We start from the raw sequence: 23,075 nt of genomic DNA, 5'->3' as shown, positions 1-23,075 counted from the left end.
CGATAAAGCATCGGCATTAATCTATTTTACACTCTTTTTTGTGCCTTATAAATTGTAGTTTTGAAATCTTATTTTTAAAAATTTACCATGCCTGGATTTGAATTGTTTGGAGATATAGAACGAAAGGAAGTTCACGAAGTTTTAGAGACCGGAGTATTAATGCGTTACGGGTTTGATGGAATGCGTCAGGGGCGTTGGAAAGCCAGAGAATTAGAGCAGGAAATTCAAAACCAATTACAAGTCAAACACGCTCAAGTGGTATCTAGTGGTACAGCGGCAGTTTCAATGGCATTGGCTGTTGCGGGTATAGGGGCAGGTGATGAGGTCATTATGCCCACCTTTACTTTTGTAGCCAGTTTTGAGGCTGTCATGATGGTTGGAGCTATTCCTAAATTGGTAGATGTCGATAATACTTTAACGCTTGATCCGTTAGCGGTTGAGAAAGCCATTTCTCCAAAAACCAAGGCTATTATGCCAGTTCATATGTGTGGAAGTATGGCAGATTTATCGGCTTTTAAAGCGTTATGTGCTAAATACCATTTAAAACTCATAGAAGATGCTTGTCAGGCTATTGGTGCCACCTATCAAGGAAAAGCTCTGGGAACTATTGGAGATGTAGGTTGCTTTTCTTTTGATTTTGTCAAAACCGTAACCTGTGGTGAAGGTGGAGCTGTGGTTACCAATAATTCTGAGTTTTACCAAAACGCAGACCATTTTAGTGACCACGGTCATGATCATTTAGGCATGGACAGAGGGGCCGAAGGACATCCATTTTTGGGTTATAATTTCCGTATTTCCGAATTGAATGCAGCTGTTGGTCTAGCTCAAATGAAAAGACTTCCCAGTTTTATTGAAACTCAGAAAAAACACTATACGATTATTCGTGAAGCTATAAGCCAAGTGAAAGGGATTGAGTTTAGAGCGGTTCCTGAAGGGGGAGAAGAGAGCTATGCCTTTTTGAATTTCTTTATGCCCACATTGGATGCAGCTAGAAAAACTATGGAAGGATTTAAAGACCAAGGGGTTGATGGCTGTTTTCATTATTATGATAACAATTGGCATTACATAAGGAAATGGGAACACCTTAAAGAATTGAAGACTCTTTATCCGATTCCTCAAGATGTGGGGGAAGGTCTAAAGTATCTGCATGATGCCAACTTTGACCAATCTGATCACTTTATCGGACGCAATATTTCTTGTTTAATCAAATTGTCATGGACAGAGGAAGAGGTGAAAAATAGAGCAGAAAAAATGGTTATGGTTATTTCTGAGCTTCTTACCTAAGATAATTTCTTGATTCTAATTAGTTTAGTATTTTTACTAAAATGCTGAATTATTAGAAGTTACATCTTTATATCGGTTTTTATATGTTGGGTGTTTTCTGGTTTGTGTGTATTACAAGCTCAGGAAATAAAACCTGATTTGACCAATCTCAAGCAAGTAACATTTAGATATTTAAATAATGAAGATGGCTTGTCACAAAATAGTGTGATTGGTATTGCACAAGATAGTACGGGGTATCTTTGGATTGCTACTCGCAGTGGACTGGATAGGTATGATGGCAACAATTTTAAGCATTACAATAAACAGTTTGATGCAACGGCCAAGGGCAGAGGAAAGGTTTTAGGAAGGACTTTTGTTGACAGGCAGGACAATTTATGGATTATATCTTCTGGCTGTAAATTAGAGAAATATCAAAAGGAAACAGATTCCTTTTTTAGAGTTTTTCCTAATGATTCCGTAGTCAATATTTTTCAAGACTCTTATTCCAATATGTATTTCAGCATGTATAATGGTCAGGTAATAACTATTGGTGCTAAGAATAAGGATACCACGGTTCTATTTAACCCTCCCAAAAAGGATCTATTTGTACATCATTTTCTGGAAGAAGCGGAACATTTATATTTGACGACGTTCAATGATATTTATAGGTACAGTTTAAAATCAAATACATATGAGATTATCCATAATAAGAACTCATCTAGAAATCATGTATTAGAAAAATCTCAAGATGGTGTCGTATGGTTGGGAACTTTGGGAGATGGTCTGTATTACAAATCAAAATCTGATTTTGATTTTCAATCTGCAAATACAATCAATCCCAAACTTCCAGAAAATCTTTATATTCTTTCCCTTCACGAAGACAAATATCAAAGACTATGGATATGTACTCTTAAGCAAGGTATTTTACTCCTTGATCTTCGTACCAATACAATTGAAAAACTTAAGTTTCAAAAAGGCAATTTATATGCCTTAAGTGATAATGAGATTTTTACTTTATATGAAGATTCCAATGGTGTTATTTGGTTAGGAACCAATGTTTCGGGTTTGGCATATTATGATGAATACCTTTCTAAGTTTAATGTGTTAACATCTAGTCAAGTGCCAGAGGACGTGAATGTTGAGGTTGTACTCTCTATTGCAACTGATAATGAACAGAATGTGTTTTTTGGTACCACTAATGGTTTAACAATTTACAACAAAGTTAGAGATGAATTCAAAACCCTAACAGATAGAAACTCACCATTGCTCACATCAGCCATAAACGCCATGTATTATGAAAATGGTGATTTATGGGTGGGACATGGAACTGTATTAGGAAAAAAAGGAGGTCTAACCATTATTAATGATCAAGGAGGTTATGAAGTTTTCAATGCATCCTCAAAGACGCCTTTGGATATTAATTACATCAACAAGATTTTTAGGGATTCAAACGGACAAATGTGGCTGGCATGTGATTATGGCTTGATTAAATTTGATAGGAAGTATGGTATCATTGAAAAATACCATTATACAAATGATGACTCCACTTTAAATTCAATTAATTCTGTATCGTGTATTATTGAAGATTCCAACAAAACCCTATGGATTTCAACCTATACAGATGGAGTTTTTAAAGTCGATATAAAGTCTGGAGAAGCGGAACAAATCCTTAAAGAATCAAAAAAAATAAAAAGCATTGCTTTTGACCCAACTAATGAAAATATTTTGTGGGTTGGTACCAATGGAAATGGCCTAATTAGGTATGATATTCAATCTAGAGAGAAGGAGGTGTTTTCGGTTGATCAAGGTTTTCCAGATAATTGTATTTATGGTGTTTTATTTGATGAGTCCAATAATCTTTGGATGAGTACCAATAGGGGCTTGGTAAAGTTTAGATATCAGGGAAGTAATGATTTTTTAATTGAAAACTTTAATACTAATGATGGCTTACAATCATTGGAATTTAATACGAATGCTTATTATAAAGACAAACAAGGAGTCATGTATTTTGGAGGTTTGGCAGGAGTCAATTGGTTTAAACCAGAAAATATTACCAAAAACCCAAACGTTCCAAAAACCATAATATCTGATATAACAGTTGTTAACAATGAAATTGATTTTTCAAAGGACCATACTTTTTCCAGTGATAGTAATACCATTTCAATTAGATTTGAGAGTTTAAACTTTTCTAAACCTAAAGGGAATAATTTTAAATACCGATTGATTAATCATGATGAGGAATGGATGGAGTCTGGCAATAATAATTTGGCCCGATACGTCAATTTGCCACCAAATGACTATAGGTTTGAAGTGATTTCCAGTAATTATGATGGTCTTTGGAACACAATACCTGCTACTTATTCCTTTACGATATTAAACCCATGGTATCTTAGTAGTTTGGCAAAATTTATTTATGTTTTGCTGGGGTTACTTATCATTTATGCCGTTTACAAGTATTTAAATTGGAGGTGGCAGATGAAAATGAAATTGGAGTTGGAAACCCGAGAGACAGATAGATTAAAAAAACTAGATGAATATAAAACCAAGTTATACGATAACATTTCTCATGAGTTTCGTACCCCGTTAACACTCATATCAGGACCAGTAGATAACCAATTGTGTAAACCCAATATTTCAGAAACTGATAAACAAGAATTAAATCTAATTAAGAGAAGCTCTAAGCGCTTACTGAATTTGGTTAATCAATTACTAGATTTATCAAAGTTAGAAACGGGAAATTTAAAATTGAATGTTGTACAAGGAAATTTGTCTGTTTTATTAAAGCAAATAGTCACTGGGTTTGAGTTTAAAGCGAAAGATAAGAATCTGGAATTTACGTATCAAATAGACGATGTGAATGAAGCATGGTTTGATAGGGATGTTGTTGAAAAAATAGTATCTAATTTATTGGGTAATGCTGTAAAGTATACACCCGATGGAGGTTATATTAAATTTGATGCTACTTTAAATGATGGATTTTTAACCGTAACAGTTGTTAACAATGGCAATAGTTTAAAGGATGAAGAACTACCTAAGCTTTTTCAACGGTATTATCAAAACAATACACATAGTGAAGGAGTGGGTATAGGTTTGTCCTTAGTCAAAGAGCTTACGGTTTTGTCACATGGAACAATCGTCGCTCATTCCATGAATGACAATGATATTCAGTTTGTGGTTAGTCTTCCAATTGAGAAAAGTTATTATAATCATTCAGAAATACAACCTACATTAAACATTTCAGATCTAGAGGAAGACTCAGAAAATAGACAGGATTCCAAGGCTTCATTGAATGGTAAAACAGTCAAACCTTTATTACTCATAGTTGAGGACGATGACGATATAAGGACCTTTGTCAAATCCATATTGAAGGATCATTATAAAATAATAGAGGCTTCCAATGGGGAAGAAGGGATAGATAAGGCGATAAAGCATGTGCCTGACATCATTATAAGCGATGTCATGATGCCAAAAGTAGATGGCATCAAACTTTGCAATACCTTGAAGGAAGACATTAAGACCAGTCACATACCTATCGTTATACTGACGGCCAAATCAGGGGATCATAACGAAATAGAAGGCTTACGAACAGGGGCTGATGCTTATTTAACTAAACCATTCAATAGTGAAAAGCTCAAAATAAGAGTTGAAAAACTTCTAGAGACACGTAAGAAGCTTCATGAATATTATGGAAAGAGCAATGTGTTGAATTTTTATGAAATGGAAGTGTCCAATACAGAGGAGCAATTTTTTACGAATCTTAAAGAGGCGATTAAAGAAAATTTGACCCAATCTGATTTTACGGTGGAAACCTTGAGTCAAGAGATGCGAATGAGCCGTATGCAATTACATAGAAAATTAAAGGCCCTTTTTGGGCTTTCTACATCAGAATTTATTCGCAACGAACGTTTAAAAATGGCTGTATCATTATTAGAAAAATCAGATGATACTGTTTCAGAAATAGCCTATAAAACAGGTTTTAATACACCTTCCTATTTTATTAAATGCTTTAAGGAAGTATACCATTCTACACCAAAAGAATACCTTCAAACCATCAATAAATAAAGAGTTTTTAGTACTTGTTACATAAGTGGTATACTTTGTTACAGGAGTGATACCTCTTCTTTTTTTATCAATCTAGCTTTACACAAGTAGACAACCCATATTCTCAAAATTCCTTACTGAGAAATTATTTAATAGCATGTTTAAAAAAGACAAATTAATAAAAGATGATAAGAACATCTTTATTCATATCGACCATTTAAAAACTGGTGAATACACTATTAATATCATGCAAAATAAGAAAGCTATTAAATCAATAAGAATTACGAAATCCTGAATGCAAGTTTAGAGATGTACTACCTATGTAATTAAAATCTCTTGACTATTTGCAAAGGAAATTAGGAGGTTATATACAAATACTAATAAAAGCTATTAATCAAAATCTATAACTTATGAAAACGCAATTTTTCACAGGAAACAAAAAAAGTCAATCATCAATTGGTATGCTCATAATTTTACTCATGCTAGCAGTAAGTTGTGAAGAACCCTCAGAGTTTATACAGTCAGATGATAACAATATGTCTAACAAAAGCTTCAAGCAAACTAATGACCAAATGGTATATGAATTTGAAGGATCTGTGTTTGATATTGCAAGCACGCCGGATGGAGGCATTCTTGTTGGAGTCAATAATGGGGCGTCCAAACGTGTCGACCTAATAAAAAATGGGAGCGTCCAAACGATGACCACTCTTGATGCAGCCACAGATATACAAGGAATAGCCTCTATTGGAAGTGGGAATATCTATGTTTCAACAGGGGGGTCAGATCTGGCCCAAAATGGAGAACTATATAAGGTGACACCTTCTGGTGGAACCATGGTGGCGGATCTTGCAGCGTTTGAATATGAGAACGATCCAGATGCCAATTATGGAACACAATGGAAAGATCAATTATGTGAAGCCATAGACGGGTACAGTGCGGGTCCTCAAAATAATCCCTATAAGGTGGCCGCTGTTTCGGGAAATGAGTTTCTTATCGCCGATGCCGCAGGAAATACAGTTTTATCGGCCAAATCAACAGGTGAAATTGATTGGAAAGCCATTTTGACCCCTCCATTGGATGAAAATGGTGATTACTTGATTCGCTGGCAGACGGGAGCTGAAGAAGATATTCCTTGTTATGTGCAACCAGTGCCAACTTCAGTAGCTGTAGCAAATGATGGTTCTGTATTTGTTGGGGAATTAACGGGCGCTCTCGCCGATACAGATGGTTTACCCATTGGTCGTTCTAGAATTTGGAAAATACAACCTGGAGCCAACCATGTAGTATGTTCTGAAGATTCAGAAGATTGTGAGGCTATAATTAGTGGTCTAACCTCTATAATCGACATCGAGATAGGTCCAGACAATCTTCTTTATGTGGTTGAGTTTGACCAAACCAGTTGGTTATCCTTATACATCCCCAATTTAACCGTTGGAGGTTCTATAAAAGCATATGATTTAGACGGAAATTTAGATAGGGTAGTGGCTTCTGGTTTAGAATACCCAAGTGCAGTAACTTTTGATAATAAAGGTCATTTGTGGCTTCTTGAAAACAACAGCACCTCGTTTGCTACTGGTAACAACCCGACTGTGAGAATGGTTTACTAAAGTTATAAGGAGAAGTATCTGGTAGTATGATATTTCTTGAAAATAACCAATAATGATTTTAAACGCTATTAATCAATTAAAATCTCAAAATTATGAAATCAAAATTATTAATAATAATCCAAGCTTTATTGTTTCTATTAAACTTGTGCCCGATATCACTATTCCCTCAACAAGGGCAGCTGATTGGCCTTACAGAAAAGGGAGGGATTGATGATGCCGGAGTAATTTATCAAACTTTACCCGGAGGGTCATCTCAAGTTCTCAAAGAGTTTAGAATAAATAATGGTGCTTTTCCTACAACAAAAAATCTTTGTGAAGCCAATAATGGAAAGCTCTACGGCCTAACGGCTTTTGGAGGAATTGATAATAGAGGAACTATTTTTGAATATGACCCGGATATAAATACCTATAACAAAAAAATTGATTTTGACTTTCAAAATATTGGCGGAATACCAATTGGAGGTATGATAAAAGCAAATAACGGTAAATTGTATGGTATGTGTGCTAATGGTGGTCTAAATGGATGGGGAACAATTTATGAATATGTGCCGGAAACGAATACCATCACAAAACTAATTGATTTTATGGATGTTAACGATCCAAATAATTTTGGAGGCGTTCCAAGAGGAAATTTGATTCAAGCTTCTAATGGTAAGTTATATGGAATGACCCAAACAGGTGGAAGTGATGCAATTGGAGGTTCTGGGGGTGTAATCTTTGAATACACAATAGAAACTGAGACAATTATAAAAGTATATGATTTTGTTAGAAATAGTGAAGATGTTTACATAGATGGAAATTCCCCAGAAGGTAGTTTGTTTGAAGCTAGCAATGGGTTGTTGTATGGTATGACCGATAACGGAGGATCTGTAAATAATGGTGTTATTTTTCAATTTAATATTGACACATACGAATTCACTAAACTTTTTGACTTTGACAGTGGTATTGAATTCAACGATGATGAATTAGGAGCAAACCCAGAAGGAAGCTTTATGGAAGCATCAAATGGTAAATTATATGCCACAACAAGACTTGGCGGCACTCATAATGATGGTGTAATTTTTGAGTTTGATCCAGTGACCAATGTTTATACAAAACGGTTTGATTTTTATAGTATAGCAGGTACTAATCCGAGTGGAGATTTAGTTCAAGTAGGGACTAAATTATATGGTTTAACATGGAACGGTGGCGTAGATGATTCATTAATAAACCCTAATGGAACTCTTTTCGAACTTGAATTGAGTAATTTCTCTTATTCAGTAATCGAAACTTTTAAATCCGTAATCAATGGACATCATGGTTTTGGTACACTTGTTCATTCTTCTAATGGAAATTTATATGGGTTAACTACAGATTCAGCAACATCTTGGGGCGGAGATGGTTTTGGAACCTTATTTGAATATGATGTAGATGATCAAACGTTTAATTGTAAGTTGTATATAGGTAAACCTGATCCTAATGGTGGACTCCCTAAAGGTAAATTGGTACAGGCATCTAATTGTAAGACTTATGGTACAACTACGCGAGGTGGAAATTATAATAACGGAATCCTTTTTGAATATGATGCAGAAACTAATACTACAACTAAATTACTGGATTTTCAATATTTCGAGCACGGAAGCCGCCCAATTCATCTAATACAAGCTTCTAACGGTAACTTATATGGCACAACAGAAGGCGGTGGTGAAGGAGATAGAGGTGTTTTGTACCAGTACAATATAGAAACAAGTGTTTTTACAAAATTGGTACAGTTTGATTATACAAATGGAAATATGCCAACTTTTTTAGCAGAGTATAATAATAGTATATACGGGGTGACTACTCAACATGGTCAATTTCCAGGAGGTGTATTATATCAATATAATTTAACTACTAATTCGTATTCTATTATTAAAGATTTTGATTTAAACTCTAATGAAGGTTATGAGCCAACTGGATTAGTTTTGGGTTCAAATGGAAATCTATATGGTACAACTTCTTCAGGAGGATCATTTGGTGCTGGAATTATTTATGAATATGATATTAATACGGACACATATATAGATCGTTATGATTTTACAGGAGGTTCAAGTTCAAGATCTCCTTCAGGAGAAATAATAATTAAAGAAGAACAGTTATATGGATCTACCATTAGAGGTGGTACTAATAATTTTGGAACTCTATATCAATTTGATTTAAATACAGATTCATTTGCACTAGTTCATAGCTTTTCAGGGCTTTTTCCAACAGGAGTAGGCAGTATAGTTGAGGATAAAGTATATGTGTCATCTTTTGAATTGAATTTTTCAACAGGAACTTATGGTAATGGAGCACTTTTTGAGTTTGATTTAAATATTGATAATCCAAATGCAACAATTGTGAATCAGTTTACAGGAGAAAATGGTAGTGCACCTTTCAGTAGTATATCTGAAGTGCTTTTAGATACCGATGGCGACGGTATACCGGACTGCAAAGACGATTGTGATAGCACGTTGGTGGGCATCTCATGTGACGATGGAAATCCTTGCACCATAGACGATGTGTATACCACAGACTGTGGCTGTGAAGGTACATTGCCAGATAGTGACAACGATACGGTACCTGACTGTGAGGATGTTTGCCCAGACTTTGATGATTTAGCAGATGTTGATGCTGATGGTATTCCAGATGGTTGTGATCCATGTAATGATCTTGTTGATACAGATGGTGATGGTACACCAGATTGTAATGACCTCTGTCCAAATGATCCGGATAAAATAGCACCAGGTGATTGTGGTTGTGGAGTTCCTGATACAGATGCTGATGGCGATGGTACACCAGATTGTAATGACTTGTGTCCAAACGACCCAGGCAAGGTAGAACCAGGAGACTGTGGTTGCGGTGTTGCAGATTTGGATTCCGATGGAGATGGTATAGCAGATTGCAATGATATCTGTCCAGGTTCTAATGATACTGCCGATGCAGATGGCGATGGAATACCTGATGGTTGTGATGATGGCTGTGATAATTCGCTGGTAGGAACATCTTGTGATGATGGCGATCCATGTACCATTGACGATGTTTACGACAAGGATTGTGGTTGTTCAGGAGTACTTCCAGATAGTGACAACGATACCGTTCCAGATTGTGAGGATATTTGCCCTGGCTATAATGATTTGGCAGATGCAGATGGTGATGGAATTCCAGATGGTTGTGAAGATGAGTTGGTATGCGAAACAGCTTATGCTAAAGGAAATAGCAATGTTTGCTTTATTGATAGTGGATTTAACAATTGGGGCTGGACCAATCAGTTTGATCAAGAAGGTATTTATAGTTTAGATTTATATGCTGGTGCTGGTGGATGTAATTTAGATAATGGTGTATTGTCTGGGACTGTAACCGTCGATTATCAAGTAAATAATCTTTTGGTCATCTACAATTTATATCCAGGGTTTGTATTGAAAGAAGCTCATGTCTATGTAGGTTGTACACCTTTTCCAAAAAAAGGAAAAAATTATACCGTTGCACCTGGTCAATATACCATTGTTCAACAGAGTTTAAATAACTTAAGTGAATTTGAAGTTGGTCCTATTGATATTTCTGATTTGGATACAGATATATATGTGATAGCTCATGCAGTTGTATGTGAAGTAGATTGTGGAGCATGTAATCAATCGGGGAGCTTTTCACCACAAGAAAATGTAAGATGTAAACAAGAAAATGCTCAAAATTTCAGAACAGATTTGGGAGTGAAAGTATATCCAAATCCAGCTTCAGAAATACTGAACATCACTTCGCTGCATAAAATTGAAAATGTCTCATTGTTTGATTTAAAAGGGCGAGAGGTCTTTTCAGAAGGTGTAACCAACGAGATTGACATTACCGATTTTGAGGATGGACTGTATCTACTTAAAATAGTTACTAATGAAGGTCAAGTAACCAAAAAAATTATCGTTAAAAGAAAATAAATTAAAACAATTAAACACCATAATTATGAGTACCATTATTAAAATTTATAAAGTCAATCTATGGATACTTTTAGTTCTATGTTTTTCCATGAGTTGCAAAAATGAAAGTAAGGAGAGCAAACAGAAACTTGCAAGTGTTGTTTCAATTGAAAACAAACGAAATGTCGTTGAGGTGACTACCAATATTATGGACTTTGAGATTCCAACGCAACTCCAGTCTGGATGGACGACCTTTAAATATAATAACAAATCTGGAGAAACACATTTCTTTATTTTCGAGAAAATGCCCGAGGGAATAACCATTGACAATTATAAAAATGAATTGGTGCCTCCATTTAAGGCTGCTTTCACCTATTTAAACGAAAACAAAATAGAGGAGGCTATGAAGGAATTTGAAAAAATTCCATCTTGGTGGCAGGATGTCAAATTGGGTGGGGGCGTTGGTTTAATAGCACCAAGAAGTTCAGCCGAAACTACAGTTTACTTGAAACCAGGCACCTATGTAATGGAGTGTTATGTTAGAATGCCAAACGGGATGCCACATGCATTTTATGGTATGTTAAAGGAAATTGTAGTATCTGAGACAGCAAATGAAAATAAAGAACCTAAATCAGATTTTGATATTCACCTTTCAAGTAAAAAAGGAATCACTTTTATGGATTCCATAAAAGCGGGAGAGTACCAAATGGCAGTAAGGTTTGAGGATCAAAAACTATATGAAACGCTATTGGGGCACGATATTAATCTCGTAAAATTAGATGATATGAAACTGCTGGATTCGCTGGGTACTTGGATTGATGCTTCTAATATCAAAGCTTTTAAAACTCCTGTTCCAAAAGGGCTAACTTTCCTTGGAGGTGTTGAAGATTTAGAAGCCGGTGAAACAGGTTATTTCAAGGCCAAATTGGAAAAGGGAAATTATGTGCTGATTTCTGAGATTCCCAAGGCATTGGAGAGAAACATGTATAAAGTTTTTAAAGTGTATTGAAACGGATGGACAAAAATTGTAAAGAATCTTCTTGAGAAGACATTATATTTCATAGCGCACTCATTAATAAATGAATCCTAATTGATTTGCTTTGATAAAAATTTATTAACTTAAATATCTTAAAACCAATTACATATGACTTGTTTGAAAACTAACTATTCAAAAATCGTGATTTCCTTGGTGGGAATCTTATTTCTTTTTAATTGTAAAAACGAAAAAAAGAACCCAGTTACAGAAACTGAAGTTTTGGTCGTAGAGGAAACGGTGCCAGAACCAGAAAAGGTCATAAATGTCATCACTAAAAGTATGGAGTTTATCTGTGCTGATACCATTCCCTCAGGATGGAATACGTTTAAATATCAAAATCAGTCCAACGAAACCCATTTTTTCCTTTTGGATAAATACCCGGAGGGAAAAACTGAGGAAAATGCCATTACAGAGATTGCACCAGTTTTTGGGGAAGGGATGGATTTAATTAATGAAGGGAAACCAGAAGAAGGATTTGCCGCTTTTGGTAAGTTGCCTGCATGGTATGGTGATATTGTTTTTTCTGGTGGAACTGGGCTCATAGCGCCAAAACATACAGCCATAACAACCGTAAAATTGGACCCAGGATATTACATTATGGAGTGTTATGTGAAAATGCCCAATGGTAAATTTCACACATTAATGGGAATGGCAAAGGGTATTATAATCACAGATGAAGATAGTGGTAATTCGCCACCAGAACCAACCGTAGAAATAACACTTTCTGGTGAGGAAGGGATTAGCTTTCCAACTCCAATAAAAAAGGGAAAACAAATTTTTTCTGTTTTTGTAAAGGATCAAAAACCTCATGAAAATTACATTTGGCATGATATCAATCTTGTTCGACTAGATCAAGGAGCAAGTATAGAAGCACTTGAATCGTGGATGGATTGGTCCGATCCCAAGGGATTAATCACGCCAGTTCCTGAAGGATGTACTTTCCTAGGAGGTGTCAACGATATGCCAGCAGGGAGTAAGGGTTACTTCTATGTTGATTTAAAGCCGGGTAAATATGCCTTTATTTCAGAAGTACCTAAATCAAAGCAAAAAGGGCTCTTAAAAGAGTTTGTGGTATTTGATAATTAGTAATTAACATAATCAACAATCTCTAAACCATAACCTATCATTCCCACTCGTTTGGTCTGCTCACTGTTGGAGACCAAACGAAGTTTTAGATTTTAGGTGTTTTTGCTTTGTAAAATCAGGTTTTTTAGACTGTTCCATTAGATTTTAGTCAAGAATAAATCCCTTTTGTATTGAGGCTTAGAACAATATAAAATTGTTAAAAGTTAAATTTATTGCTATTTTGGAATAACTAAATTCCAATCTACTAATGAACAAATACTTTTTACTTTCAATTACTCTTTTTTTATCTTTTTTAACCTCTTTTTCGCAATCTAAATTTGATAAGTTTTGGGACTTATTATTATCAAATGAAAGAGAAGATGCTTTTGTTGAATTTAACTCCAAAAAGGATTTAAATCAGTTAGAGGATCTTGTTATCAATGAAATTTTACGGGTAGAACGTGGAAAACTTTCCCATAATGAGGACTTTTTTGAAAGCTTCTTAAATAAACCTAATTACGATTATTATCTATACGCTTTATGGAAAGAGCCTTTTGTGTTTGATGATTATTTTGATAAAGGATTCAATTCCGAAATCGTAGATAATGTGAATAATGCCTTTGCTAAGGGAAGTGATAACATAGATCTAAGACATGCCCTAACTTATCTGAAATCATTGGTTGAAAGACATAAAAATAATTGGGATACGTACTACCAATTAAACAAAAGTATAGAGGCCATAGGAGAGTGGCAATATTGTGGGGTATTTGAAAACCTGAATGAAAGTGGTTTGGATCGAGTTTATGAGCCTGAATTAAAACCAAGTAGTTCAGAATTATTCAATGCAGAAAGTAATGGTAAAGTTAATTGGTACAATTCTTTCAATACGGGAGAGGCTTATCAATTTTTTACCAACCATTCTGAATATGGCTCTGGAGTGCACTATGCTCAAACTTTTTTCAATGCCAAGGAATCCAAAAGAGTTATTTTAAGAGTAGGTAATGGGTCTGCATTTAAAATTTGGTTAAATGATGTTTTGGTTTTGGAAAATAGACAAGATGTAACCACTGAATTAAATGCCTATCAAGTTGAATTGACTATTCCTGAGGGCGATAATAGATTGCTAATCAAGAATGCAGAAAGTTCAAGTGTTAGTTACTTTCAAATTCAATTTATAAAGGATAATCAAGTTGTAAAATTCCCTTTTAGCCAAAAAGTGAACTCCTACCAAAAAAGCAATTTGAAAGAACTTAATGTTAAGCCTTTAGAAAATAGTTTTGAAACCTATTTTATAAACGAATTAAAAAAGAATCCGAATGATATATTTCTTAAATATTGTCTGATTAATACCTATTTAAGAAATGAGAATTACAAAAAGGCGAAAGAGATTATTTTGCACTTGTATTCTGAATATCCAAAGAGTTCGTTTTTGCGTAGAATTTTGTTGAAAATCTATTTATTAGAAAAGGATAATACCACTTATACTGAAATTATTGAAAATATTGAATTAGATGATAGTGATTACTACTTTCCTCTTATTCTAAAACTTTTGGATTCAGATAAAATGGGAAGGATGAGTTTAAATGAAATGGAAGACTTCCTTAACAAATTAAAAAGTACTATTGATTTAAAGCTAATAGAGGTTTCTGCAGATATTTACTTAAATGCTCGAAATGGTGATAAAATTGCCATGAAGAAGAATTTAGATAAGTTGGTTAAAATTGCCGAGGGGAATCCTAAGCTTACAATGACATATGCACCATTTTATAAATCCGTTTTTAAAGACGAAAAAACAACTCTTAAAATTTTAGAAGATTTAAATAATGAATATTTCTATACCAAAGCCATTTCTTCTCTTTCATCCTATTATGAGCAGCAAGGGAATAAAAAAGGTGCACTGAATGTATTTTTGAAAAATATAGATGCCTTAGAAAAGGATAATTATTACCTAAGATATTTAATTGATAAAAATCAATCATATCAAAATCATGAGGAGTCGTTAAAGTTCATAAATAAAGGACTTGAAAACTACCCTTATTCTTTTAAATTTTTAGAGTACAAAGGTGAATCTTTATTACAATTAGGAAAGAAAGAAGAAGCCATTATAGCCTTTGAAGAATCATTAAGACACAATCCTAATAATCAAGATTTAAGAAAGAAAATAAAGGATTTAAAAAATGAACCAAACTTATTGGATGGTTTGGTTCTAGAGGACGCATATACATTTATTTCCGAAAATAAAGGCAAAATAAAGACTAATAATTATGGGTATAATATTTTATTGGATGAAGGCAATATAGAATTGTATCCTGAAGGTGGAGGGGTATACCGTTTTTTAGCTGCTTATGAAATTACTTCAGATTCTGGGATAGAGAATTTTAAGGAATATAATTTGGGTCTATCAGGAAATTATATTCTGATTAAATCTGAAATTGTTAAATCAAATGGTTCCATTGTCCCAGCTGAAAGAAGCGGGTCAAACCTTGTGTTTAACGGTTTATCCATAGGTGATGTTGTCTATGTAGATTATCAAAATACGTTTTCTAGTTCGGGGAGGTTTTATAAAGATTATGTAGATTATTTTCAATTTAATTCCTATCATCCAACCACCTATTGCGGGATTAAAATTATTGTACCAAATGCAATACCATTTAACTATAAATTGATTAACGGTGAGGTGCCATTTAAAAAGGAAACTAATAAAGAATACACACTATATAAATGGGAATTATGGAATGACGATGGTTTGCCACAAGCTGAGAATTATATGCCATATACCATTGATTTAGCATCAAATCTTCATCTAAGCACGATTCCAGATTGGAATACAATTTCAAATTGGTATTCTGATTTAACGAGGTCTAGAATTGAAATTAATAGTACAGTGAAAGATGCCTTTAATGAAATTTTCCCTGATGGCTTTGAGCAATTTCAGGAGTTGGAAAGGGCAGAGAAAATATATGAATATATCACTTCCAATTTTACATACAGTCATGTTAGTTTCAAACAAAGTGGATTTGTTCCGCAAAGGCCATCCAAAACGATTTTGACCAAATTAGGAGATTGTAAAGATTTTTCCACCTTATTCGTTGCTCTTGGTCACATGGCCAACTTGGATTCTAATTTGATTCTAGTGCTTACATCTGATCATGGTGATAACGCATTAATATTACCTAGTCAAGATTTTAATCATTGTATCGTTAATTTAAAGATTAATAATAAAGTAAGATTTATCGAACTCACCGATAAATATTTACCTTTTGGTTCTTTGCCTACTTCTTTATATAATGCAAATGCACTTGAAATTCCTTATGATAGCAATAACTCAAATGCTCAATATGAATTATTTAAGTTAACCAATTTAGAAAGAAATAAAGGTGTTGTAGAAAATCACTTAAGTTTAAATTTGGGGAACAATTCCTCTTCATTGAAGGTGGAAACCAAAATAAGCGGTCATGTAGCTTCTGGTTATGAGAGCATATTTGTTGAGCCCAACCATGATGTGGTTAAAAAGTCCATTTCCGAACTTTTTGAAGGTTCCTTTGAAGGCGATTTTACACTGGATAGTTTAGGAAGTATAGAGACAATTGATAAAAATAAGATGGTGAAGTACACATCATGGATTACATTGAAAAGTAAGCCCAAGACTCTAGGCTCAATGAAAATTATGCAACTGCCTATTGTCTCAAACCCTTATACAAGTGATTTAATAAACGAAAATGAAAGGAATTATCCCATTGAATATTCTAGATACGAGAATGTTGATGAGTATAAAACAACTTATGATATATATCTAGATGAGGGACAGAACTTTCAGGAAATACCTGAAAATATCAATCTATCTTTCAAAAGCCATGTTTACAAATTAACCTTTGTGAAAATAAGTGCTAATCATTTGAAGGCCTATATTTATGCAAAACCTTCTCTAGAAGTAGTTTCTACTAGCGATTACCTTGAGTTTAAAGAATACGTGAAAAAGATATTGGAAGCAGAGAAACAGCTTATTGGTTACAAATAAATTTAATTAATCACTTAGTAATTAACATAATCAACAATCTCTAAACCATAACCTATCATTCCCACTCGTTTGGTCTGCTCACTGTTGGAGACCAAACGAAGTTTGTGGATGTTTAGATCATGAAGAATTTGAGCACCAATACCAAAGTCTTTATTATCCATTTTAATTCCAGGAGCCTTGATAACGTCTTTGGCATTTTGAGCAACTTTTAACTCAGAGAGCCTATTTAATAAATTAGTGGATTGGTTCTGTTGATTTATAAAGATAATGGCACCTTTTCCTACTTCGCTGACTAACTTGAACATGTCGTCCAATTTTTTATCAGCATTGTTAGTTAACGTTCCTAAAATGTCATTATTTACTAAAGTTGAATTAACTCTTGTAAGGACTGGTTCATCAGCCTTCCAACTTCCTTTAGTAAGTGCAATATGTACTTGGCTATTGGTTGTTTGTTGATATGCTCGCAACCTAAAAGAGCCAAAACGTGTTACAATATCAAAATCTTCTTTCTTTTCAATCAAAGAGTCATGTTGCATTCTATAAGCAACCAAATCTTCAATAGAAACAATTTTAAGATCAAACTTTTTGGCCACTTCCATCAATTGTGGTAAGCGAGCCATAGTCCCATCTTCGTTCATGATTTCAACAATAACACCACCAGGTTTCAAACCTGCCAATCTTGCGAAATCAATAGCGGCTTCAGTATGGCCAGTTCGCCTTAAAACACCACCTTCTTTAGCTACCAATGGGAATATGTGTCCAGGTCTGGCCAATTCAAAAGGTCTCGTGTCATGATCGATAAGAGCTTTTACGGTTTTAGCTCTATCACTTGCAGAAATACCGGTGGTTACACCTTTACCTCTTAAATCCACCGAAACGGTAAAGGCCGTTTCCATAGGGTCGGTATTATTATTGACCATCATATGAAGTTCCAGTTCCTTACAACGTTTTTCAGTCAATGGGGCGCAGATTAATCCACGTCCATGAGTAGCCATGAAATTGATCATTTCTGGGGTTACCATTTCAGCAGCTGCCAAAAAATCACCTTCATTCTCTCGGTCGGCATCATCAACAACAATAATTACCTTGCCATTTCTAATATCTTCAATGGCTTCTTGGATGGTATTTAACTGTATCATAGGACGTTCTAGGGTCAATTCTTCTGTCATGATGCAAAGATATGGCTTATTTTAAACTAACTGAAATGTCTTGATTTATTTTATTCTTTCTAAGAAAGTGACTTAAAGGATAAAATAGGTATCCTAAAATTAAACTGACAGGATTTTTTGAAAAGCTAGATTTGGGCACATGTCTATAAAGCTTAAAACTGACTATGGTCGATACGACATAGTATACAAGACATATAAACAAGGCAATTATCCCCAGTTGCAAGCTTACTAAAGCAAGCTCAGGAAATTTATTGTTTTTCAGAATAAAGAAGAGTGGAACCAAAATGGCAGCCGCGATATAAAAAATAAAACTGAACTTGGAAAAAACAGTAAAATCCTCTTGTAATTTAGTTACCTGAATGACATTTTTTGAATCTATTTTTTCAGGAGCAAGCTCTCTATTAGCCATGATTTCAGCAACTTCATTGGGAAGTTCCTTTCTTGCCTTTTCTTCTTTTGGCTTAATTTTAAGCAGTTTTTTAATGGGTTCAATCAGGTGGTCAAATTCAAACAATCCTCTATCTTGTGTGGCTCTTCTGGTAAGATAGATACTTAAAGGAAACATGATCAATGTTGACACCCAAGGAGCTAAAGCAGGATTCATGGCGCCCCCTTCAGAACTTTCCTTAGCAAAAATCCCAATAAAATGGTAGGTTAAAAATAATAGAATGGCAACTACCATAGGTAAGCCCAATCCTCCTTTTCTGATTAGAGCTCCTAATGGCGCCCCGACAAAAAATAGAATAACACAAGCAAATCCCAATGCGACCTTATCATGGTAAGCTAAGACGTGTTTGTACATCCATATTTTCTTCTGCTTAAAGCCTTCCTTTTTTACTTTGACTATTTGCTTGGTACTTTTTATGGAGTTTGTAGCTAAATCTATCAATTGAACTTTTTTACGGGTATCAAATAAATCCAATATGTCTCCCGTATATATGGTGTCCTTTTTGGCCTTAATTCCCGAATTCATAACAGGTAGATTGGTTCGAGAATATAAGTTCTCAGAAAATTCGCTATGAACTTTAGCAATATCAGTTTTTAAGGAATCAATGGTATAGCTAAGATCCTTCATGCTCAACATGCTGTATTTATTGGATACTTCTTTTTCATCCATATCCTGATTGTTGAAGCCGGAAAGGTCAATGTTGATGGTATAAGTTTCAAACGAACTCTTAGTCATGGGTCTTTTTTGGCGATCTTTGTAATCTTTAGGCGGGGAATCATCATAAAAATACCCTTCATGAAGAATTAATTTCAAAACATTGGATTCTTCACTTCCAACTAATTCACCATTTTTAGCCACTATGGTAGTATGATTACCTCTACTATTTTTGTTGTTTTTTTTATGAATAAGGACACCATCTAAAAATTGACCACGATCACCAGATTTTTTATCCACTTTAATATTGTAGTCTATGACATCGTTAAATTGCCCTTCAGCTATTACCATTGCCGGTTTAAGTTTGGCGATGTTTTTCCTTAGGTTTAAGGAATTATATTCCCCCCACGGAATGACTGTATTTGCAAAAATGAAGGTTAAAAAAGCCAAAAGAACAATAAAGGCACTTAATCCAGCCATGGCTCTTTGTAAGGATATGCCCGTAGATTTCATGGCGGCAAACTCATAATTCTCTGCAAAGCTTCCAAATACCATGATTGAAGACAAAAGAATGGTTAATGGTAATACCAATGTTACCAATCTTGGGGAGAAATAAATTAAGAATTTACCAACAACAACAATATCCAAATCCTTACCAGCCAGCTCCTTGATATAGAGCCAAATGGTTTGTAAAACAAAAATCAGCATGAGTATAACGAACACACTGATAAAAGTTTTTAAATAGGTGGTTAATATGTACCTGTCAAGAATTTTCAAAGGGTCAACTAATCCAATCTGTTGATGTAGTAATCTTTGTATTTACTCTCGTCAAAAGTAAATAAGCTTTTTGAAATGGGTTGATTTGTTTTGAAAGAATTAACGGTAAGGGTTGTTTTTGTTCCATTCTTTCCAATTTCCATCAAATTGTAAATGTGTTTGGTTTGGGCATCAATTCCCAATAACACATATTTTATTTCAGATTTAGAATCAATCGGAGTCAATTTTACATATTGAATCTTTCTTCCCTTTACGGTTTGATCGATATCCATTTTATAGGTATAGCCATCCTCATAAAAGGTCAACATTTTATTTGGAGTGATGCTGTTTTCGTCATTGGCATCTTGTTTTGAAATGGTAACTTCTTCATCATCAGGGCTGATGCTGTATAAAGTCTTGCCATCATAAATTCTAGTGGCTCCTAAGATGTTTAATCGATATTTGTTTCCTTGTAAAACTACATCACCTCGAGTTTCTTGGTTGATGTTTTCTGAAAGGTTTTCCAGGGCATATTTAAAATCCAAACTGATGTTCTCATAGCTTTTAGCCTTTTTGGATACTTCATCAAGAAGCGCTTTGGCTTTACTGTCTTGTGCAAATCCAAGAGTACCAATTAAAAGGGCTAAAATGAGGGTTAAATGTTTCATGTTGTATTGTTTCTCTTTAACTATTTTCTTCGTTTAAAAACTGCTCTAAAGCAATTAAATCAGGAACTAAAACTTGTCTCGCTTTACTTCCTTCAAATCCACCAACGATACCTGCGGCTTCTAGCTGATCGATGATTCTACCAGCTCGATTGTACCCTAATTTAAGTTTACGTTGTAACAAGGAGGCTGATCCTTGTTGGGCGGTTACAATGATTTCTGCAGCCTCACGGAATAGGTCGTCGCGGTCGCCCAAATCTATATCAATACTTGTGCCACTTTCTTCCCCTACATATTCTGGCAGAAGGTAGGCATCAGGGTAAGCTTTTTGTGACCCAATAAATTCTGTGATTTGCTCCACTTCCGGAGTATCCACAAAGGCACATTGCAGTCTAATCATATCATTACCCTGGGTATATAACATATCTCCACGACCAATAAGTTGGTCTGCTCCCGAGCCATCTAAAATGGTTCTGGAATCTATTTTTGAAGTCACCCTGAATGCTATTCTGGCAGGGAAATTGGCTTTAATGATACCCGTAATCACATTTACAGAAGGTCTTTGAGTAGCAATAATTAAGTGAATACCAATGGCTCTAGCTAACTGTGCCAAACGGGCTATAGGGGTTTCTACCTCTTTGCCAGCAGTCATAATTAAATCTGCAAATTCGTCAACCACCAAAACAATGTAAGGTAAGAACCTATGACCATCATTCGGGTTTAGTTTTCTGGCTTTAAATTTGGCGTTGTATTCAGCAATATTTCTACAAAGGGCATTTTTTAGTAATTCATAACGGTTATCCATTTCAATACAAAGGGAATTCAATGTATTGATTACCTTGGTGTTGTCTGTTATGATGGCATCTTCAGAGTCAGGTAGTTTCGCTAGATAATGACGTTCAATTTTATTAAAAAGCGTTAATTCCACCTTTTTAGGGTCAACCAAAACAAATTTGACCTCTGCCGGATGTTTTTTATACAATAAGGAGGTCAAAACAGCATTTAAACCTACCGATTTTCCTTGACCTGTCGCACCAGCCATTAACATGTGTGGCATTTTTGCTAAATCAACAACAAAGGTTTCGTTGCTAATTGTTTTCCCAAGAGCAATAGGAAGTTGCATTTCCGATTTTTGGAACTTTTGGGATGCAATAACCGATCGCATGGAAACGATGGTTGAGTTTTTATTGGGAACCTCAATACCTATAGTTCCTTTTCCAGGTATTGGGGCAATAATTCGAATTCCTAATGCTGAAAGAGACAAGGCAATGTCATCTTCCAAGTTTTTGATTTTGGAAATTCGCACTCCCGCTTCGGGAACAATTTCATAAAGCGTGACAGTTGGTCCAATTGTAGCCTTAATACTTGAAATGCCAATTTTGTAATTGTTTAGAGTCTCAACGATACGATTCTTGTTTTCCTCTAATTCCTCTTGATTGATGGTAATTCCTTCAGATTCATATTTCTTCAATAGATCCAGAGAAGGGAATTGATATTTGCTTAATTCAAGGGTAGGGTCAAATTGCCCAAAATCTTCAACTAATTTATTTGCCAAATTGTCCGTCTCGGCTTCTTCCTCTTCATGTTCCTCAACTTCAATAGTCACTTCATTTTCATGAGACTGTGGTTCTTCTTTGATGGGCTCAACTTGCTTAAGAACTGGCTCCGGAATGTCTTCCGTTTGTTTTACTTCCCTGCTTGTTTCTACAGATAAGTCAAAAGCAGATTTAATATCTTCAGCTTCAGCAGTTAAATCATTATCAATAATCGGGGTGTCTGTATTATTTTCAGAAACTGGGAATTCGTCTTTTATTTCTTTTTTTGCAGAAGTAAATAGGTTTCCAATGGTTTCGGCAGTAACCCTAAACCTAATGGCTAAATAAATAATAAAGCCAAAAACCAATAGGAGGATTGTGCCAACTTTTCCTAAATAGTCCTGTATAAAGGTATTCACTTCATATCCTATAGTTCCACCCAAAATATCTATATGACTGGTAAAAAAACCGAGAGCAATAGAGAACCATATCACTAAATAGGTGCCCCAGAACCAATATTTTTTCAGTTTGGCTTTGTTGGAGTCCAAAACGACATATACTCCGGAGAGAAAAATAAGACCAGCGAAAATAAAGGATGAAACCCCAAATCCTTTTCTGATGAAAAACTCACTTAACCAAGCCCCAGTTTTACTGGCCCAGTTTTTTGTTTTCACCTCTCTAGAAGCAAATTCAGATAGCGTACTTTGATCTGCATTCCCGGTAAAGAAATAGGAAATAAAGGCAACAAAAAGCAAAATGCCCAAAATGATTAAAAAGCTACCAAACACCAATTTTTGCTGACTAGATAACTTGAAACTAGGCGCTTTAAATTTTGGTTTCGTGGTTGTTTTAGACTTGGTTTTCTTCTTAGCCATTCATGGGTGCTTATATGGGCAAAAATACAAATTACTCG

General features: G+C 34.8%; 11 protein-coding genes. 7 read left to right on the top strand and 4 right to left on the bottom strand.

Translation table 11 applies throughout. The features are described 5' to 3' along the window. Positions 1-87 precede the first annotated feature (87 nt). The 7 genes from GZ212_RS07915 to GZ212_RS07885 all read left to right on the top strand — a co-directional run bounded on the left by GZ212_RS07915 (position 88) and on the right by GZ212_RS07885 (position 16,935). Entirely contained in the window at positions 88-1,284 is a 1,197-nt protein-coding gene (locus GZ212_RS07915; RefSeq protein ID WP_166958785.1) for a DegT/DnrJ/EryC1/StrS aminotransferase family protein, read from the top strand. 138 nt (positions 1,285-1,422) lie between these two features. Further along, complete coding sequence (locus GZ212_RS07910) at positions 1,423-5,325, top strand: two-component regulator propeller domain-containing protein (RefSeq protein WP_166958783.1); 3,903 nt, start codon at positions 1,423-1,425, stop codon at positions 5,323-5,325. 389 nt (positions 5,326-5,714) lie between these two features. Next, positions 5,715-6,911, top strand: a complete 1,197-nt coding sequence (locus GZ212_RS07905) for a ScyD/ScyE family protein (protein WP_166958781.1) — start codon at positions 5,715-5,717, stop codon at positions 6,909-6,911. Positions 6,912-7,003: 92 nt separating this feature from the next. Further along, positions 7,004-10,837 carry a choice-of-anchor tandem repeat GloVer-containing protein gene (locus GZ212_RS07900; RefSeq protein WP_166958779.1) on the top strand — a complete coding sequence of 1,278 codons (3,834 nt, stop codon included), beginning with the start codon at positions 7,004-7,006 and terminating at the stop codon, positions 10,835-10,837. Between the two features lie 25 nt (positions 10,838-10,862). After that, positions 10,863-11,825 carry a hypothetical protein gene (locus GZ212_RS07895; protein ID WP_166958777.1) on the top strand — a complete coding sequence of 321 codons (963 nt, stop codon included), beginning with the start codon at positions 10,863-10,865 and terminating at the stop codon, positions 11,823-11,825. Between the two features lie 135 nt (positions 11,826-11,960). Then, a complete protein-coding gene (locus GZ212_RS07890; protein ID WP_240923786.1) occupies positions 11,961-12,938 on the top strand; it encodes a hypothetical protein in 978 nt (325 codons plus the stop codon). A gap of 247 nt (positions 12,939-13,185) precedes the next feature. Beyond that, the gene (locus tag GZ212_RS07885) at positions 13,186-16,935 is read left to right on the top strand and encodes a transglutaminase domain-containing protein (RefSeq protein ID WP_166958775.1); all 3,750 of its coding nucleotides are present in this window, start codon (positions 13,186-13,188) and stop codon (positions 16,933-16,935) included. Positions 16,936-16,949: 14 nt separating this feature from the next. Here GZ212_RS07885 and ribB read toward each other — a convergent pair whose 3' ends face one another. From ribB to GZ212_RS07865, 4 genes are read right to left on the bottom strand one after another with little or no spacing between them, the layout of a single operon-like run. Further along, on the bottom strand, positions 16,950-18,104 hold the full coding sequence (gene ribB / locus GZ212_RS07880) for a 3,4-dihydroxy-2-butanone-4-phosphate synthase (protein WP_053971999.1): 1,155 nt from the start codon (positions 18,102-18,104) through the stop codon (positions 16,950-16,952). A 16-nt stretch (positions 18,105-18,120) separates the two neighbouring features. Beyond that, positions 18,121-19,983, bottom strand: coding sequence for an LptF/LptG family permease (locus GZ212_RS07875; protein ID WP_166958773.1), 1,863 nt, complete (start codon positions 19,981-19,983; stop codon positions 18,121-18,123). 8 nt (positions 19,984-19,991) lie between these two features. After that, positions 19,992-20,630: an outer membrane lipoprotein carrier protein LolA gene (locus tag GZ212_RS07870; RefSeq protein WP_053972001.1), complete on the bottom strand. Its 639-nt coding sequence runs from the start codon at positions 20,628-20,630 to the stop codon at positions 19,992-19,994. A 16-nt stretch (positions 20,631-20,646) separates the two neighbouring features. Beyond that, a complete protein-coding gene (locus tag GZ212_RS07865; RefSeq protein WP_166958771.1) occupies positions 20,647-23,037 on the bottom strand; it encodes a DNA translocase FtsK in 2,391 nt (796 codons plus the stop codon). Positions 23,038-23,075 lie beyond the last annotated feature (38 nt).

The sequence above is a fragment of the Mangrovimonas sp. CR14 genome (genome assembly GCF_011764015.1).
Lineage (GTDB): Bacteria > Bacteroidota > Bacteroidia > Flavobacteriales > Flavobacteriaceae > Mangrovimonas > Mangrovimonas futianensis.
Note: the sequence above shows the minus strand (reverse complement) of the source record. Positions and strands in the feature narration are given on the sequence as shown.